General features: G+C 31.3%; 18 protein-coding genes. 2 read left to right on the top strand and 16 right to left on the bottom strand.

The window, feature by feature from the left end:
- Positions 1-2 precede the first annotated feature (2 nt).
- Together ACN0WY_RS13005 and ACN0WY_RS13000 are read right to left on the bottom strand one after the other, a co-directional pair.
- Positions 3-293 (bottom strand): chaperone modulator CbpM, encoded by a 291-nt coding sequence (locus ACN0WY_RS13005; protein ID WP_330487003.1) that lies wholly within the window; start codon positions 291-293, stop codon positions 3-5.
- Between the two features lie 2 nt (positions 294-295).
- On the bottom strand, positions 296-1,198 hold the full coding sequence (locus tag ACN0WY_RS13000) for a DnaJ C-terminal domain-containing protein (RefSeq protein WP_417800633.1): 903 nt from the start codon (positions 1,196-1,198) through the stop codon (positions 296-298).
- A 109-nt stretch (positions 1,199-1,307) separates the two neighbouring features.
- On the opposite strand from ACN0WY_RS13000, the gene ACN0WY_RS12995 reads away from it, so the two are divergent.
- Positions 1,308-1,667: a hypothetical protein gene (locus ACN0WY_RS12995; protein ID WP_417800632.1), complete on the top strand. Its 360-nt coding sequence runs from the start codon at positions 1,308-1,310 to the stop codon at positions 1,665-1,667.
- A 16-nt stretch (positions 1,668-1,683) separates the two neighbouring features.
- Here ACN0WY_RS12995 and ACN0WY_RS12990 read toward each other — a convergent pair whose 3' ends face one another.
- From ACN0WY_RS12990 to ACN0WY_RS12945, 10 genes are all read right to left on the bottom strand, one after another.
- Entirely contained in the window at positions 1,684-3,006 is a 1,323-nt protein-coding gene (locus tag ACN0WY_RS12990) for a glycosyltransferase family 2 protein (protein ID WP_417800631.1), read from the bottom strand.
- Entirely contained in the window at positions 3,003-4,376 is a 1,374-nt protein-coding gene (locus tag ACN0WY_RS12985) for a hypothetical protein (protein WP_417800630.1), read from the bottom strand. Before ACN0WY_RS12985 ends, ACN0WY_RS12990 begins: the two co-directional genes overlap by 4 nt.
- Before the next feature lie 29 nt (positions 4,377-4,405).
- Positions 4,406-5,770, bottom strand: a complete 1,365-nt coding sequence (locus tag ACN0WY_RS12980) for a nucleotide sugar dehydrogenase (protein WP_330487009.1) — start codon at positions 5,768-5,770, stop codon at positions 4,406-4,408.
- Positions 5,771-6,047: 277 nt separating this feature from the next.
- Positions 6,048-7,067, bottom strand: coding sequence for a hypothetical protein (locus ACN0WY_RS12975; RefSeq protein ID WP_417800629.1), 1,020 nt, complete (start codon positions 7,065-7,067; stop codon positions 6,048-6,050).
- The gene (locus ACN0WY_RS12970; protein WP_417800628.1) at positions 7,054-8,595 is read right to left on the bottom strand and encodes a hypothetical protein; all 1,542 of its coding nucleotides are present in this window, start codon (positions 8,593-8,595) and stop codon (positions 7,054-7,056) included. The genes ACN0WY_RS12975 and ACN0WY_RS12970 overlap by 14 nt, the downstream gene beginning before the upstream one ends.
- Positions 8,596-8,691: 96 nt before the next feature.
- Positions 8,692-9,402, bottom strand: coding sequence for a response regulator transcription factor (locus ACN0WY_RS12965; protein ID WP_330487012.1), 711 nt, complete (start codon positions 9,400-9,402; stop codon positions 8,692-8,694).
- A 10-nt stretch (positions 9,403-9,412) separates the two neighbouring features.
- Complete coding sequence (locus ACN0WY_RS12960; protein WP_330487013.1) at positions 9,413-9,730, bottom strand: Hpt domain-containing protein; 318 nt, start codon at positions 9,728-9,730, stop codon at positions 9,413-9,415.
- Positions 9,731-9,732: 2 nt separating this feature from the next.
- Positions 9,733-11,445 (bottom strand): ATP-binding protein, encoded by a 1,713-nt coding sequence (locus ACN0WY_RS12955; RefSeq protein ID WP_417800627.1) that lies wholly within the window; start codon positions 11,443-11,445, stop codon positions 9,733-9,735.
- Entirely contained in the window at positions 11,445-11,984 is a 540-nt protein-coding gene (locus tag ACN0WY_RS12950) for a heme NO-binding domain-containing protein (RefSeq protein WP_330487015.1), read from the bottom strand. Before ACN0WY_RS12950 ends, ACN0WY_RS12955 begins: the two co-directional genes overlap by 1 nt.
- 3 nt (positions 11,985-11,987) lie before the next feature.
- Positions 11,988-12,392, bottom strand: a complete 405-nt coding sequence (locus tag ACN0WY_RS12945; protein WP_417800626.1) for a response regulator — start codon at positions 12,390-12,392, stop codon at positions 11,988-11,990.
- Between the two features lie 162 nt (positions 12,393-12,554).
- Between ACN0WY_RS12945 and ACN0WY_RS12940 the strand changes: the two genes are divergently transcribed.
- Entirely contained in the window at positions 12,555-12,920 is a 366-nt protein-coding gene (locus tag ACN0WY_RS12940; RefSeq protein WP_417800625.1) for a YchJ family protein, read from the top strand.
- A 158-nt stretch (positions 12,921-13,078) separates the two neighbouring features.
- Here the strand turns inward: ACN0WY_RS12940 and ilvA are convergent, their stop codons facing one another.
- From ilvA to ilvB, 4 genes are read right to left on the bottom strand one after another with little or no spacing between them, the layout of a single operon-like run.
- The gene (gene ilvA, locus ACN0WY_RS12935) at positions 13,079-14,344 is read right to left on the bottom strand and encodes a threonine ammonia-lyase IlvA (protein ID WP_417800624.1); all 1,266 of its coding nucleotides are present in this window, start codon (positions 14,342-14,344) and stop codon (positions 13,079-13,081) included.
- 4 nt (positions 14,345-14,348) lie between these two features.
- A complete protein-coding gene (gene ilvC, locus ACN0WY_RS12930; RefSeq protein WP_417800623.1) occupies positions 14,349-15,851 on the bottom strand; it encodes a ketol-acid reductoisomerase in 1,503 nt (500 codons plus the stop codon).
- Positions 15,852-15,875: 24 nt separating this feature from the next.
- The gene (ilvN, locus tag ACN0WY_RS12925; protein ID WP_330487020.1) at positions 15,876-16,403 is read right to left on the bottom strand and encodes an acetolactate synthase small subunit; all 528 of its coding nucleotides are present in this window, start codon (positions 16,401-16,403) and stop codon (positions 15,876-15,878) included.
- A gap of 6 nt (positions 16,404-16,409) precedes the next feature.
- On the bottom strand, positions 16,410-18,143 hold the full coding sequence (ilvB, locus tag ACN0WY_RS12920) for a biosynthetic-type acetolactate synthase large subunit (protein ID WP_417800622.1): 1,734 nt from the start codon (positions 18,141-18,143) through the stop codon (positions 16,410-16,412).
- Positions 18,144-18,252 lie beyond the last annotated feature (109 nt).

The raw sequence follows: 18,252 nt of genomic DNA, 5'->3' as shown, positions 1-18,252 counted from the left end.
GTTTACTCGTAGCGTTTTAATTTATTTTCTAATTGTTGAATTGTTTTATGCATAGAATCCATTCTATCAAGCATATTATTAATTACATCAATACCTTGCATGTTTACCTCCAAATCGTAGTATAATCTGATTATTTTTTCTAAAACAGGCAGCTGTTCTATGTACAAGTATTTATTCGAGTCTTTTACAACAAACTCTATGAGTTGAAAAGACTCAATACTTTCTATAAATTGTTCATCCAAGTTGTGATGAACAATAACTTTTTGTATGCTTATTAATTCTTTATCATTCATCTCTATTTCAATTTAGATAGTTTAGTAAATAACGCTCGTTGTTCGTCTGTTAAATGGCTAGGAATTTTTATGTTGTAAGTAACGTACAAATCACCAAACTGCCCTTCTTTTTTATACTTTGGAAAGCCTTTACCTTTTAATCGAACTTTGGTTCCATTCTGAGTTCCTCCTTTTACCTTCAGCTTTACTTTATCTGTAAAAGTATTTATAACCACCTCTCCTCCTAACACTGCTGAGTATAAATCAATAGTTTGCTCTGTGTACAAATCAGCACCATCACGTTTAAAGTTTATATCCGGGGCTATTTCAAAAGTAATGTATAAATCTCCTTTAGGTCCTCCGTTCAATCCCTCACCTCCATGTCCTTTTATTTTAATGGTTTGTCCATTTTCTACTCCTGCAGGAATCGTAATTCGTATTTTCTTACCGTTTACCGTCAATACTTGTTTTTGTGAAGTATATACATCTCTTAAGTTTAATTGTAAGGAAGCATTAAAGTCCTGACCTCTAAATTGTGCTGTCCTCCTTCCTGAACTTCTACCACCACCAAATGCAGCATTAAAAAAGTCAGAAAAATCTGTCCCCTCAAAATCTGAGGACGAATATTGTTGGTGCGAGCCTCCTCCACTGAATCCACTTTGATTTCCTCGTTGTTTTTTAGCTTCTTCATAAGCATCGGCATGCTGCCAATGTTCACCATACTCATCGTACTTTTTTCGATTTTCAGGATTACTCAACACCTCATTCGCCTCATTAATTTGCTGAAACTTCTTTTTAGCTTCTTCATCATTCGGGTTTGTATCAGGATGGTATTTTCTGGCTAGTTTACGGTATGCTTTTTTGATATCAGCGGCAGTAGCTGTTTTATCTATTCCTAAAACTTTGTAATAATCTATAAACTCCATAGTATTGATAACTAGTATAAAACACTCGAAAATATACGAAATATTATCATGTTAAACTAATGATAACCTCCACTTAATTTATTCTTATTTTTGCATTTTACGAAGATTTATGACGATAGAAGATTTAATAGGAACCTACAATATTATTGGTAGCAACCAAGACGAAAGTAGTAATACATACAAAGGAACACTTTCTTTGACTCTTGATGAGAATAACAGAATAATTGCCAAATGGCTCATCAATAATGAACAAGAACAATATGGAACTGGTTTCTTTAAAAATAATATCCTTGTAATTAATTTTAACTACACTGGTGATGACAATACTATTTATAAAGGCGTTGTAGTTTATTCTTGTCTTTCTAAAAATATTTTAGACGGGTTTTGGTCTGAAAAGCACGGAAATCCTTTATTTCTTGGTGAAGAACGCTGTTTTAGGGTTCAGGAATTACAAGAGTTAGTTAACTAAGATTTTATTGCTTCTTTTACAAACCAGCTCTTTTAGCTTGTATTGAAGATTTATATGGATTCCAAGGGTCTTCGAACGATCGTTTGAAAAAGAATTCTTTATAATAAGCTATAGTTCTTACTATTCTTAAGTAAGTTCCTGTATATATCGTCATTAAAATTACATAAGGCCACAAGTATTTTTCTTCTTCTCTTCTTTCTGAAAAAATGTAAATACTTAGCATTTGTACATACGACATTACAAAGTATAATGTGAAGTTCATTGGGATAATAAACTGTAAAGAACTGTTATAATTTACAATAATATCTATGATATAAACCCACCACATGATATCTAAAATAACATTGTAGAATACGTTTTCTGCAAGTGAAAAAAAAGTTGACCAATTAAAATTTGCCGTAGGAAAATACACATCCTTATGTTTTCGAACTCTAAAACGGATAATAGATTTATCCCAACGTAAACGTTGTTTTGTCAATACTTTAAATTTTGAAGGCGCATTGGTTAAGCAAATTGCTTTTTCTTGAAAATACACCTTATAACCAGACTTTCTAATCTTTACTGTGATATCTCCATCTAAACCTGGACCTATATCCCATCCGCCAATACTATCTATTACATCTTTTCTAAAAGCTCCAAATGCTCCCGAAATAATTTTATAGATTCCTAAATAAGACGTAATGATTCTCCCTACTGATACTGTTTTTAAATACTCAATTGCTTGTAGTTTTGCACACAAGCTTTCTTTGTAGTTTCTCACTTTTACATTTCCTCCTACAGCAGCAATTTTATCGTTTATAAAAAAAGGTAAAAGTACTTGTTCAATTGCATCGCTATCAAAAGAACAATCGGCATCCAAATGCACAATGTATTTACCTTTGCTAAAACGCAGCGCTAAATTTGCAGCTGATGCTTTTCCTCCTCTCATCTCATTTCGTATAAACATATCTATCAACCCTAAACGTTCAAGGTTTTTACCTATGATAGGAGTATCATCATCAGAGCCATCATCAACAATAATTAATTCAAAATTTTTAAACGTTTGTTCTGCCAATGATTTGGTTAGCTTATACAAGTGTTTTCCTTCATTTTTCCCTGGAATGATTACAGATACAAAAGGATTTTCTTGAAAAAGTTTTCTTTTAGCTTCTTCAAATTTTTTAGCTCTTTTTTTTCTTGTAATGAGAAAAACAAATGCGATTACATAGTCTATGATTATATAACGTGTAAACTCAAAGATTACGAAATACCAAAACACTCTTATAAATTTTGGTAAGCCAACCACAAACCAGTAATTAACATATTCTGGAACTAAATTATGTAGGCTTAAAAATATCATTCGAAATACGTATTTGAGTTATCAGTGCCTAAAATTTTATGAATCTCTATTCTTATTTCTTGTTGGGTATCACTCAAGTTATCTGATAATAACTTTGATAGATTATATTGTATGTTCTCTAGTCTTTCTAACTGATTTTCTTTAGTTTCAGGGAGTAAAATATAGTAGCTATTAAACTTTTCTGCAGATAAGATGTCTGAAGCTTTTAAATACGATTGTATTATTGAACTTATTTCTTTGGTTAGGTTTAATTTTAAATCGATGTTTAACAATTCTAGTTGCTTATTTTCAAACGTTATTTTTGTCAAATAACTGTCTCCTTGTGTTACTTCTATTCTCTTTATTTCTTGGTTTACTATAATTTTAAAAAGACTCGTGTTCATACTACCTACAGAAATAGTTTCCGACTGAGGTTGATTTGTACTTTCTTGATTAAATAATATTTGTTCTCCTATTTCGGTTATTGTATAACTTCCTATTGTTTTCTCTAAAAGTTCATCTAACTTGTTTTCTGTTTCACAATCTAAACACAAAGCTTTCATGTTGGCATTTTGAAATTCATGATTACAAGTATTACACGAATAGATTGATGAAGGTTTATCATAATCTATTCCGATATGTCTGAGGTTTTTATCACATTTCGGGCAGGCCAACCCATCGTCAACTTTAAAATCCTTTTCTGGTGCAACATGGGCACAAACAAAATGGTGAACCATATCATTTGCTATGATGTCGATAGAATCACATTTCGGACAGCATTCTCTAAAATTTAGATAATTACCAGAACAACTTTTACAAAGGTGTACGTAGTCTTTTAAGCTTACAGATAAACTATTTTCTTTTACTGCTTTTTCTAAATTTCTTAATAATGATGTTGCTTCATTTTTTTTGTAGAATAATGAGATAAAGGGAAATTCATATCCTATATAACTTTCTCTACTTGTAATTGGTGTTAAAACTTTATTTCTCGAATAAGAAAATGCCATTGTTTTTAACTGAATAAGCTTTTCATGAGAAATTGCTTTAGGTACTGTTAAATTCTTTATTCTCTTTTTTATAGTTATTACTCTTTGTATATAAGAAGAAAGCATGTTTAGCTCTACGTCACCATCGGTATGAATGGCTACTTCTTTAGGTAGTTTGTAAATGCTATTCACAAACAATGGTGACAGGCTAACTTGAATATTTTTGTGTGTTCTTATACTATAAATAATATCATTGGCATTGGTTAAAGTATCTGTATCAATAATAAAACCATCTAAATATGCTAGCTCTTCGTTTTGTAACTCGCTAGTATGTGAAACCAACAAGAACGAATAACCATCTTGTATGATTCTTCTCGAATTTGATTTCTTTAAAACATTTAGCATGATTTCTACTTTTTGGTTGATTTTACACTTTACAATGACATATATACTGCTGCTGGAAATTTGTCTTTTTTATCTCCTTTAACATCAAAAATTAATGTTTCTTTCGTTCCGTTTTTTAAATAATCGTAGTATGCTAAATGCTTATAGTCTTCATGGTCTACCGCTAAAATGATAGCATCAAATTCTTCTGATGTGGTATTTTTAATGGTAAGTCCGTAACGTTTCTTTACTTCTTTTGGATCAACCATATAGTCTTGCACCACTACATTATATCCTCTTTTTTGAAGTTCTAAACACATTTCTGCTGTTTTAGAATTTCTAATATCATTTACATTTTCTTTAAAAGCTACTCCTTTTACTAAAACTGAAATATTGTTCTTTAAAAACCTTTTAGCATATAATTTTCTTTCTATTTGTAAAACAATATGATTTATCATGCTTTCATTTACTTCTCTAACTTGTTCTAGTAGCTTTGGGGTATACCTCATTGTCTTTGCCTTGTGTATTAAATAATACGGATCAACTCCTATGCAATGCCCTCCTACCAATCCTGGGAAATAATTGTGAAAGTTCCATTTAGTTCCTGCTGCCTGTAATACATCTTTTGTATTAATTTCTAAAACATTGAAAATCTGTGATAACTCATTCATTAAACCAATATTTACATCTCTTTGAATGTTTTCTACCACTTTTGCAGCTTCTGCAACTTTAATTGCTGGTGCTCTGTGTACACCTGCTGTTACTACTTCTTCGTACACTTTCGCCACTGTTTCAAGAGATTCATCTGTGCTTGCCGATACTATTTTTTTAATTTTTGTAAACGTGTGTTGTGTATCTCCTGGGTTAATTCTTTCTGGTGAATATCCTACAGTAAAATCTTTGTTTAATTTTAATCTTGAAATTCTTTCTAAAATTGGCACACAAACTTCTTCGGTACACCCTGGAAATACTGTCGATTCAAAAACAACACAATCTCCTTTTTTTAAGTATTTTGCTATCGTAGCTGTGGCTGATTTTAACGGTGTTAAATTTGGCTTTTTTAAATCATCTATAGGAGTTGGTACCGCTACGATGTAGAATTTAGCTTCTTTTAAAATTTCATCATTCGACGTAAAACTGATATCCTTTCCTTTAAACTCTTCTGAAGGTAATTCTTTACATGGGTCTTTATGTTGCATTAACTGTAGTACCTTGCCATCATTAACATCAAAGCCTATCACTTTAAATTTTGATGCCATGTGAACTGCTAAAGGCAATCCTACATATCCTAATCCTACAACTGCCATGTTTTCTTTTTTTTCTAAAAGGCTGTTAAATAACTGACTCTTTTTGTAAGCTAATTTTGGAAACTGCTTTTCAACCTGTATCTTGTTTGTTTTTAATGCTGTGCTCATCTTATTTGTTTTTTGTTAATTAATATACTGCTAAAGTACACTCGCTTTTAAGCTGTTAAAGCGTTTATTGGCTTACTAAAAACTTTCTGTAGATGAAAAAACAATAACTATAGATAAATGGTTTTTGTCGTTTTTATATAAGTGAGATGAATGTTGCTAAACAGGTTCATTTTACAACAAGCTTTCTCTTTTCCTTTCTAACAGTCACTAAGCGAGCATAACAAAAAACCTGTAAAGTAAACTTCACAGGTTCTTATTTTTTAGTAAAAACAGCTTATTAGAATTTTCCTACTTTGATCTTTAAGTTTAATTTATAAAACTTTGCCCAATCTGGTATTTGTTCTTTATGTAAAGGAATAATCTCCGTTAAAATATTTCTTTCTGTTGGTTCATATTTCTTTTGAAATTCAGTTGGTGCCTTATAGGTTGCTATGTACAGTTTATTAATAATTCCTTTAGAAATTGTTTTATCAGGAAACTCGACCTCTACAATAGCTCCCTTATTTATTTTAGACAGATCTTTTAAGTTAAAATATGCTTTTATAAAAACTTTTTCTACATTATGAATTGTCAATACATTTTCTGTTTTATAACAAGCTTCTTCACTACTTTTTAAAATTTGACCAACAACCCCTTTTATTGGAGAAATGTATGTATTTTGATAATCTTCATTACTCGTTGTTATTAATTGAATATCTGGTTGAATTAACTTCCTATCTGTCTGTAAAAAGTATAATTCGCTCTGTTCCATTTTTATTTGACTTTCAAGTAACATTTTTTGAGTCAGTAAATCATCTAACTTTGTTTTTGTATACACATCTAGTAAAATAAGTTTTGTTATTTTTTTCTCTTGAATATTCAAAAACGAAAGCCTTTCTTTCAATCCTTTTAACCTTATTTGCTTACTATTAATTTGCCTTTCTATTTCTAATAGATTGTTATTTTGTTTTTCTTTTCTATCAAAGTTTTTTAATACTATAGATGCGTCACTATCAAAATCGTTTTGAAAGTAATTAAATAACTTACTTCCTTTACTAACAGTATCTCCTTCATTAATATAAATTTCTTTGAGTCTTACATCGTTTGTAAAATTAACATCTACTTTTTCCATTAACATCTGTCCATTACCTTCTAACCATAAAGTTTTATGATACACAAAGCTTGTTAACCAAACAGCAAGCCCTATAATAATTATAAAATACAAAGCTCTGTCAAAGCCCAGCTTTTTCTTTTTAATTACAGGTTCTTTTAGCGTTCTAATTACTGCCTTTCCTCTTTTATAATTAAATGCTTTCATCTGTTTTTATTTTAATTCTTTCTACTTCTTCTTTAATAAACTGCTCTACTGTTTTAGTACTCTTATTTACCAAAACATAATTAATTGATCTATTTTTTAATTTTTCTTGAATGGCTAAATCATTTCTCAACACTACTACGCTTAACCCTTTAGCTTTTAAAAAATTAAGCTGAAAATTTAGGCTGTATTTTTTACTGCTTACAAGCACTAACCTTTCTAAACTTGTTGTCTTTTTAAATGTGTAAGGAACAAACAAAGCATCAATTTTGCTAGTTTCATTTAGCTCAAAAAGCCTTGTTATTACTTTATATAACTGTCTTTTTAACTGCAAAACATTCTCTAATATTCTAAATTGTTCTTCTAAAAAGTCTAATAATAAAGTTCCTGTATCTTGAGTTTTAAATTCTTCTTTTATTAATTTTAGTATTCTTATTCTTTCTTCTAAAACTTGCCAGTTTTTGTATTCATTTTGCAAGTCTTTTAGTTTTTCATTATACTCACTTATATAAGTGAGTGTGTTATTAAATTGTTCTAATGACGTATCTGCTTCTTGTGCTTTTAAAATTTTTATTTTTGTTTCAATAATTTTCTTTCTGTTATTAAAACGTAAGGGTGCTTTAAAACGAATACCTACGGAAGGAAAATACCGTTGCGTTGCTTCTGAATAACGGTAGTTTTGATTTACATACAACGATAAGTTAATATCATTTAATCGATGCTGTTGTAAGTGAATATTCTCTTCTTTAACGTGTATTGGTGCATAGGTTTCTTTAAGTGAAAAGCTGTCTAACCGTACTTTTAACAGTGGAAGTTTTTTTATTTTTAAATAAGCTGTAGAAACACTATCTCTTAGTAGAACGTTTTCTTTCTCAAACGTTGTTATTTGTTCTTCTAAAACATGTATTTGACTGCTTACTTGTAGTAACTTTTCTCTTTTTATTAGTTTTTGATAATACAGTTTATTCAGTAAATCAAAGTAATCATTTTCAAATGATAGAAATGTTTTTTGTAAGTGAATTACTTCCTTGTTTAAAACATAGTTATAATCTATTTTAAACTGTTTTCTCCATAACTCCTTTTGTACTTTATCACTTTCCTCTTTTAATACTACTATTTGATTCTCTACTCTTTTAGCCTTTGTTTGGTTTTCAAAATATCCTGACTTTAATACGTTCCATTCTACTTCTGCTTTTACACTAGTAATTATTGAAGTGTTTGTTTCTTCATCTAAAGCATCACTAAAATTATGATTTGCATTTGCTTTAAACACTAATCCTATATCGTTTTTATACTGATTAGATTCAAGTGTTTTTAAATCTATCTCTAATAGATTTACATTTTTATTTTTTTCTAATTTGAATTGTTGAAAAGGGAGAAATATCTTAGTTTCATTCTCTGGAAATGTTAACGTGATTTCTGCTTTTTTTACCAAGTTTTCTGCATCTTTAATTACCCCTTCTAAAGATTGTCCAAATAAGAAAAATGGTATAAAAATTAATATAATGATATGTAAACTCCTCTTGTTCATTACTCAAAACTAGTAATAACAAGAGTGTTGAAGTATGATAATCGATTAACTGACTATTTACTAAAGATTAATGGCTTTTTTATACAGATAAAACGATTACAGCAAGTTTAATCGCCTTTTTAGTTCATTTCTATTAGATCTGCTCACAGGAACTATATCTTGTTTTATAAGCACACTATTATCTTCTATATCAATAATCTTATTAATATTAATTATATATGATCTGTGTACTTTTAAAAATGAAGCTGCAGGTAATTTTTCTTCAATCTTTTTTAACGGACTATGAACTATGTAGTTTTTTTCTTCTGTTTTCACTTTTATATAGTCTCCTTTAGCTTCTACCACATAAATACTAGGTATATCTATCTTTACCAATCTTCTATCGATATTTACATATAACGTATCTGCATCAGTAGTTGGATTGTGAGCGACTGGTTTAGCATTGCTTTCTTTTCCTTTTGCAGCAATAATTTTTTCTACCGATTTTTTAAAACGACCTAATTCTATAGGTTTTACTATATAATCCACAACAAAATCATATTCAAAAGCTTCGACGGCAAAGTTTCTATCAGAAGTGGTAAGAACAATTTTTGGGGGCTTTTTTAGCGTCTGAATAAGATCAAACCCCGTAAAATCTGGCATGTGAATATCTAAAAAAATAGCATCTACTTTATTACTGTTTAAGAATTTTATGGCTTGTATTGCATTAGAAAACTCACCAACAAGTTCTAATTCTTCTACTTGTTCGCATACTTTTTTAAGAATCATTCTTGACATTAATTCGTCATCTATAACAATGCAGTTCATAGGTAGTCTTTTAAATTATCTTTAAAAAATCGAGCATTACAGGAAGTACATTTTCGAAATATTCTTTATTTTCTATACTATTGTCTGCAAGATTGTTTTCAAAGTCGTTGGTTATTTTATAGCTTTTTTCCAAGCCTAAAATACTCATTTTATGTTTAATTCTATGAACAACTTCTTTAGTTTTCTTTAAATCTTCGTTTTTAATATGTAAAAAATAACGTTCTATTTCTCCAGAAAGTTCTTCTTTTAAAACTCCTATAACTTGTTTTTTAAACTCTTCATCTCCCTTAGAAAGCTCGTTTATATACAATAGATTGGGTTGTTCCATAATTACTTTTTTATTGTAAAAAAGAAAGTTGTTCCTTTATTTACTTCAGACTCTAGCCAGATTTCTCCTTTATATAAGTTTACAATTTTTTTTACAATAGACAAACCAATACCAGAGGAGTCTTTAGTTTTATGTAGGGATTGAAAAATTTTAAAAATTTTATCAAAATGTTCTTTTTCAATACCAATTCCATTATCCTTAATTGAAAATTTATAAAATGAATTCTGGTCTTTTACAGCTATTTCTATAATTCCTTCTTCCTTATCATTAAACTTAACAGAATTACTAATTAAGTTTTGAAATAGTTGCTGAAATTTTATCTTGTCTCCTTTAACAACAGGAAGTTTGTTTACAATCTTGATTGAGATATGAGTTGGTAGGTATATCACTTTTTGTAATTCTTCTACTAGAGAATTTATATCAACGTCTTCCTCTTCTTTAGATGCATTCACAATACTTGAATACTCTAATACATCGGTTATTAACTGCTCCATCTTTATCAAAGTATTTTCAATATGATCAAAATTCTGGAGACTGGCTTCGTCAAAAACTCCTTCATTATCACTTTTAATCCAACTGGTTAAGGCATGAATACTTCTTATGGGTGATTTTAAATCATGAGATACAATATGTGCATATTCTTCTAGCTCTTGATTGCTTTTTGCTATCTTTTTTAATAAATCAGCATTTTTCTTTTCTACTTTTTTACGTTTCCTAATATTTAACGCACTTCTTAACTGAAGTGATACCAAACCAGCGATACCTTCTATGGTTTTAAGGTGCTCTTCAGTGAAATAATTTTTCTCTAAATGCTCTGCATTTATTACCCCTATAACTTTATCTTCATGTGTTATGGGTACTGTTAATTCTGATAATTTTGGTATGTGATAAATTACATACCTCTTGTCTAAAGAGGTGTTATTTATCATTTCAGAAACACCTGATTCAGCAACACTTCCTACCACTCCTTCTCCTAAAGGTAATCGCATTTTATCTTGAATTACTTTATTTTTTCTTTTATCAAAAGAGGCTATTAACTCTAACTGTTTCTTTTTCTCATTTACCAAATAAATAACACAATCATCCGTATTTAAGTAATTTGCAACATTGTTTGATATTTCCCAAGCAATTTCATAGATATCTTCTTTTCCTATAATAGCTTTAGCTGTATTATTAATTACTTCAATTACTTGACGTTCTTTTCTTTGGTTGGTTATGTCTCTAATAATTCCTTGGGCTGCTATAGGTGTGTGTGTTTTATCAAAAACTACACTAGAGTTTATGTTTACCCACTTTACTTCATTTCTTTTGGTTATAACTCGAGCTATATAATTAGTAAAATAACCATTACTCAATAACTCTGCATAGGAATTCATGGCATAATTATAATCTTCTGGGTAAATAAGACTCACTACGTTTACTTCTCCTTCATTTACATCAAAACCAAAAAAATCTACCGCGACATGATTCATTTTTAACACATTTCCATGAATATCCATCACCAAATAGGCATCATTAATGTTTTCAAAAATTCCCTTTAACTGTGAGTTCTTTTCATCTAAAAGATCTTCTAATTTTGCATTAACCTCTTTTAGCTCTTGAGAAATATTGAATAACTCTAATGATTTTTCTTCTAATATTCTCTCTGCTTGTTTTCTAGCTTTTTTTTGTCTTTCTAGCGCTCTTTGTAGTATTTCTATTTCTTTTATGCTCACTATTTTTTGTTAATAATAAACCTTACTTCAGTTCCATCTTTTTTTATTTTTTCTAAAACAATTTCTGCCGAACTATTAAAGTGCTCAAACGTTTTATTCATTAAACCTAGTCCAAAATGATGCATCGCTCTACTAGACTTATATAGCATTACAAGTGAATTCTTACTTTTTTCTTCTACGAGAAATGTAGGTAATTCTGCATCAGGATATATCTTTTTAACCTCTACATGAATGTGATCTTCTATTGAAGACAGCATTTCTATAGGGTCTTTATATGTAGCTAAAAGCCCCGGATAACTCTCTTCTAAAACAGAAAAAAAATGTTCAGCATATACTAATAATAACTCATCTGTTGAAATTCCCGTGTTTTTACTTAAGTTATCTAGCAATCGTAACATTTCAGAAAACTTGTAGGTACCTATAGCAGTATACACTCCTCCTGAATCTAGCTCAGACTGTTCTATAATTTTATCTACCATTTCGATACCGAACTTATCTTCTACTAAATCTAAAAACTCCGTAAAAACGATTCCTTTCATAGCTTATTTTTTAAACTCATTAAGACTCCAATACGCTAATACTGTGCTTATTTTTTTTTCATAGTCTTGATATTTTAATGGCTTTAAAACATATCCTGCTATTCCTAACCTATAACATTCTGAAATATCTTTATCATTATCAGAGGTTGTTAATACTATGGTAGGAATATGCTTAAGTTTATCATCACTTTTTAAGATAGTTAAGAACTCTATTCCATTAGTATCGGGCATATTCAAATCTAATAAAATAATATTTGGCAACCCTTTTTCCAATAAAGATAAGGCTTCTTTTCCATTATTTGCCTGTGTAATGATATGTTTTTGTAAAATAGATGAAATTGCTCTATTGAACTTAAGTATCTCTATTTTATCGTCTTCTATTAATAATATTTTTATTTTTTTATCCAAAACCTCAATTTAAAAACTAATTTCATAAAAATAAGTCAATTTTAAAGTTATGATTTTTTTCTTTGACAAAAAACTATATATCTATAGACGAAATGCACTTTACTATAGACGAACTGATTTTACTTTTTTTCAATTACTTTTGACAACAAATAATTCAAAATTATGCAATGTCCCTGCAATCCTGCTATATTATATAGTGAATGCTGTGCAAAAGCACATCAAAATATTCATTCAGTTACCTCAGCTGAAGCTTTAATGCGTTCAAGATATAGTGCTTTTGTTTTAGCTAATATTGATTATTTACAAAAAAGTCACCACAGTAGTACTCGACCTGCTAAAAGAGAAAAGAAAGATATTTTAACTTGGACAAAATCTGTTAACTGGTTAAAACTAGAAGTACTACAATCAACAGAAAACACCGTTGAATTTAACGCTTTTTTTATGGAGAACGGCAGTATCGATGTGATTCACGAAAACTCTTTTTTCTGTAAAGAAAATGACCATTGGGTGTATTGGGGTCAAAAATAAGATTGTTTACATCGTCATTTCGAACGCTACTGAAATCAACAATATATTTGACTGAAAATATATTGCGAAGCAACCAAAATTTCTTACACAATGAGTCACAAATAATCAGAAAACTTGTCCTTTAGGTAGAAATGACGATGTAAACAATCTCATCAATATTACACTAAAAATTCAAATAAATTAGGCTTATCATTTAGGTATTCACCATAAAAACTCCGTTTTTTCATTCTATGAATTAACGGCTCTAAATCTTCTTTTCTCTCTAGTTCTATTCCTACAACTGCAGGTCCATTTTCTCTATTGGTCTTTTTAGAGTATTCAAAAAAAGTAATATCATCATTTTCACCCAATACCTCAGCAACAAATTCTTTTAAAGCTCCTGCCCGTTGTGGAAAACGAACAACAAAATAGTGCTTCAATTTATTGTATAATAAAGCTCTTTCTTTAATTTCTGCTGTACGGGTAATATCGTTATTACTTCCACTAATAACACACACTACATTTTTACCTTTCAATTCTTCTTTGTAAAAATCAAGTGCGCTTATGGTCAAAGCACCAGCTGGCTCAACTACAATGGCTTCTTTGTTATACATTTCTAAAATGGTTTGACACACTTTTCCTTCGGGAACGGTAATCATATCGGATAAGTTTTCTTTGCATATCTTATAAGTCAACTCTCCAACTTGTTGTACTGCAGCTCCATCAACAAACTTATCTATACTCTTTAATATTACGTTCTTATTTTTCTCTAATGACTTCTTCATAGAAGGTGCCCCGGAAGGTTCTACTCCTATAATTTTTGTCTTGGGAGATAATAATTTAAAAACACTAGATAAACCAGAAGCCAATCCACCACCACCAACAGGTACAAAAACATAATCTATAGGTTGCTGTGATTGTTCTAAAATTTCTAAGCCTACCGTTGCTTGTCCCTCAATAATTTTTTCATCATCAAACGGGTGTACAAATGTTTTCTCTAAAGTATCTGACAATAATTTTGCTGCTTTATAAGCATCGTCAAACGTATCACCTATCAGTCGAATGTCTACAAAGTCACCTCCAAACATTTTTACCTGCTCTACCTTTTGTTTCGGGGTTGGTGCAGGCATATAAATAGTTCCGAAAATTTCTTTTTTCCTACATGCCAACGCTACTCCTTGCGCATGATTTCCTGCACTGGCACATACAATTCCGTTTATTAATTCCTCCTCTGTTAAAGAGCTTATCTTATTATAAGCTCCTCTAATTTTGTAGGAACGGACCTGTTGTAAATCTTCTCTTTTTAATAAAATAGTAGCATTGAATTGCTGGGATAAATTAAAATTTTCTTGCAAAGGTGTAACTGCTACGACTTCTTTCAAAGTCGTAGCAGCTTGTTGTATTGCAGATATTTTAGGAAAATAGGTTTCTTTTTGAACTTCCATACGATTATGCTAAAACGGGTTCTTCTTGACTGACATTGGTTTTGATAACCTTCATAGCCGTCATTGCTTCTCTCAATTCTGCTCCTACTTTTTCAATAGGGTGATTGCGAATTGCTTTATTCACTTTAATTAATTCAAGATTATCTACTTCGTTAGTATTATTATAATCCTTTCCGATAACATCAGTACTTACCGATTTCATAAAATCAGTTAATAATGGTTTGGCAGCATGGTCAAATAAATAACATCCGTATTCAGCAGTATCAGAAATAATACGGTTCATTTCAAACAACTTCTTACGTGCCACAGTATTGGCTATTAATGGTAATTCATGTAACGATTCATAGTATGCCGATGCTGAAATAATTCCTGATTTTACCATCGTTTCAAACGCTAACTCTACTCCTGCTTTTACAAAAGCAACTAACAACGTTCCTTTATCAAAATAGGCTTGTTCTGAGATTTCTTCAGAAGTAGCGGTTGTTTTTTCAAATTGCGTTTCTCCAGTAGCGGCCCTCCATGTTAATAGATTTACATCATCGTTTGCCCAATCTTCCATCATCGTTTTTGAAAAGTGTCCTGACATGATATCATCCATATGCTTATTAAACAATGGAGCTAATACTTCTTTTAATTCTTCGGAAAGCTGGTAAGCTTTAAGCTTTGCTGGATTCGATAAACGATCCATCATATTCGTGATTCCTCCATGTTTTAATGCTTCTGTAATCGTTTCCCATCCGTATTGAATAAGTTTAGATGCGTATGCTGGTGCTACTCCTTCTTCTACCATTTTATTGAACGACAAAATAGATCCTGTTTGTAACACACCACATAAGATAGTTTGCTCACCCATTAAGTCTGATTTTACCTCAGCAACAAATGAAGACTCTAAAACTCCTGCTCTATGTCCACCAGTAGCAAACGCATACGCTTTTGCTTGTGCCAACCCTTTACTCTCTGGATCATTTTCAGGATGCACCGCAATTAATGTAGGCACACCAAATCCTCTCAAGTATTCTTCTCTTACTTCTGTTCCTGGACACTTAGGCGCTACCATAATTACGGTTAAATCCTTACGGACTTGCATTCCTTCTTCCACAATATTAAATCCGTGAGAATATGATAAAGTTGCTCCTGATTTCATCAATGGCATCACTGCATTTACTACCTGTGTGTGCTGTTTATCGGGTGTTAAATTACATACTAAATCTGCTGTAGGTATTAACTCTTCATAAGTTCCTACTGCAAAACCGTGTTCTGTGGCATTTTTGTACGATTGGCGTCGCTCTTTAATAGCTGCTTCTCGTAATGCGTATGAAATATCTAACCCTGAATCGCGCATGTTTAATCCTTGGTTCAATCCTTGAGCTCCACAGCCAACAATTACCACTTTTTTGCCTTCTAATGCTGTAGTTCCTTCTGAAAATTCTTCCGCATTCATAAACCTACATTTCCCTAACTGTTCTAATTGTTCTCTAAGTGATAATTGGTTGAAATAATTTTTCATTTCTATTGTATTTGTGTTGTTTGTTTATGCTTTTATTAATTGTAATAGTTTTGATACTGGCATTTCATCTTTCGTAATGGCTATTCTACCAGACCGAACAAATTGCATGATACCATGCTTATCTAAAATGTGATATAGTTCTTCGACTTCTTCCTTTGATCCCGATTTTTCCAAAACAAAAAAGTTTTTGTTTATATTAATTACTCTTGATTTACTTTGATTGATAATCGTTTGTATTTCATCATTTTGAATTAGCAAGTCCGTACTTAATTTAAACAAGCATGACTCTTGGTAAACAGTTGCCTCATCTGTATGATAAAAAGCTTTGATTACCTCTACTTGCTTTTCAATCTGACCAATTATTTTTTTTACTTGTTCCTCGGTTACCTTCACTAAAAGTGTAAATCTTGAGACACTTTTAATTTCAGATTTTGACACGTTAACGCTTTCTATATTTAAGTGTCTTCGTAGAAATATTGCTGATATTCTGTTTAACAATCCAACATTATTTTCTGTATAAATTGAAATTGTATAGGTGTTTTTTGTATGCATATTTTCTTATTTTAATCGAACATCAGATACCGATGCTCCTGTTGGAATCATTGGAAATACATTGGCTTCTTTTTCTACACAAACTTCTAGGAAGTAGGCTTCTTCAGCTTGCATCATTTCTTGTACAGCACTCGCTAAATCTTTTCTTTTAGTGACTCTATTTGCAGCCATATGATATCCTTTTGCAATAGTTACAAAATCAGGGTTTGTCATTACGGTAGAAGCGTATCGCTTGTCGAAAAACAACTGCTGCCACTGACGTACCATTCCTAAAAATTCATTGTTGAGTACTACAATTTTAACCGCTGCTTTGGTTTGTAAAATGGTTCCGAGTTCTTGTATGGTCATTTGATAACCGCCATCACCAATCACAGCAACTACTTCTCGCTCTGGAGCTCCCATTTTAGCACCAATCGCTGCTGGTAAGGCAAAGCCCATGGTACCTAATCCACCTGAAGTTATACTACTTTTTGTTTGGTTGAATTCCGCATAACGACTTGCTATCATTTGATGTTGGCCCACGTCGGTAACTACAATAGCTTTTCCTTTAGAAGCTTCATTTATTTGCTTGATAACCTCTCCCATTGTTAAACCTTCTTTGGTTGGAAACAAATCATTTTTTATCACGTTATCAAACTCAACGGCATCGAGATTTCTAAATTCTTGCAACCACTCTTTGTGTGAGTTTTCTTCTAAAAGAGGAAGTGCTGCTCTTAAAGTTTCTTTTACGTTTCCTAAAACAGCTACATCTGTTTTTACATTTTTATCTACTTCCGCAGGATCTATTTCAAAATGAACTATTTTGGCTTGTTTTGCATAACGATTTAAATCACCAGTTACACGATCGTCAAAACGCATTCCGATAGCAATTAACACATCACATTCGTTGGTTAGTTTATTCGGACTGTAATTCCCATGCATTCCTACCATTCCTACATGTAAAGGGTGTTTGGTTGGTAAAGCCGATAAACCTAACAATGTACTTGCTGATGGAATTCCTGCTTTCTCTATAAAGGCTTTAAATTCTTCTTCTGCTTCTCCAAGTAGTACACCTTGCCCCCAAACCACAAATGGTTTTTGTGCATTATTAATCAATGCAACGGCTGTTTCAATATTTTGTATGTTCATGCTCGGAACAGGTTGATAACTTCGTACTGATGTACATTTTTTATATTCAAAATCAAACTCTTCGAACTGCGCATTTTTAGTAATATCAACCAAAACTGGCCCTGGTCTTCCAGAGCGAGCGATGTAAAATGCTTTTGCCATGACTTCAGGTATGTCGCTTGCTTTGGTTATTTGATAATTCCATTTGGTTACAGGAGTTGAAATTCCCACAATATCTGTTTCTTGAAACGCATCAGACCCTAATAAGTGGGCTCCTACTTGGCCTGTAATGCATACCATTGGCGTAGAATCTATCTGCGCATCGGCAATACCAGTAATTAGGTTGGTTGCTCCTGGACCTGAAGTTGCTATCGCTACTCCTACCCTACCTGTAGCTCTAGCATAGCCTTGTGCAGCGTGTGTTGCTCCTTGCTCGTGACGTGTTAATACATGATGCAATTTATCTTGATATTTATACAACTCATCATATACAGGCATGATAGCCCCTCCAGGATATCCGTATAACAAATCGACTCCTTCTGCTAATAAACATTTTACTACAGCTTCTGCTCCTGTAATGGTTATTTTTTGTGTCGTTTCTTGCTCTGTTTGTTGTTTCGTTTTTGTTTCCATAAACTCAGCTTTTGGCTTTTAGCATTTAGCTATATGCTTAGTTATTTTATTATTTTTTAACGCTACTATGTATAGTCTTAAATCTTAATTCTGTTGTCTTTTTTTAAAA

This window comes from Tenacibaculum sp. (assembly GCF_048269885.1).
Lineage (GTDB): Bacteria > Bacteroidota > Bacteroidia > Flavobacteriales > Flavobacteriaceae > Polaribacter.
This window is presented reverse-complemented; position numbering and strand designations above follow the sequence as displayed.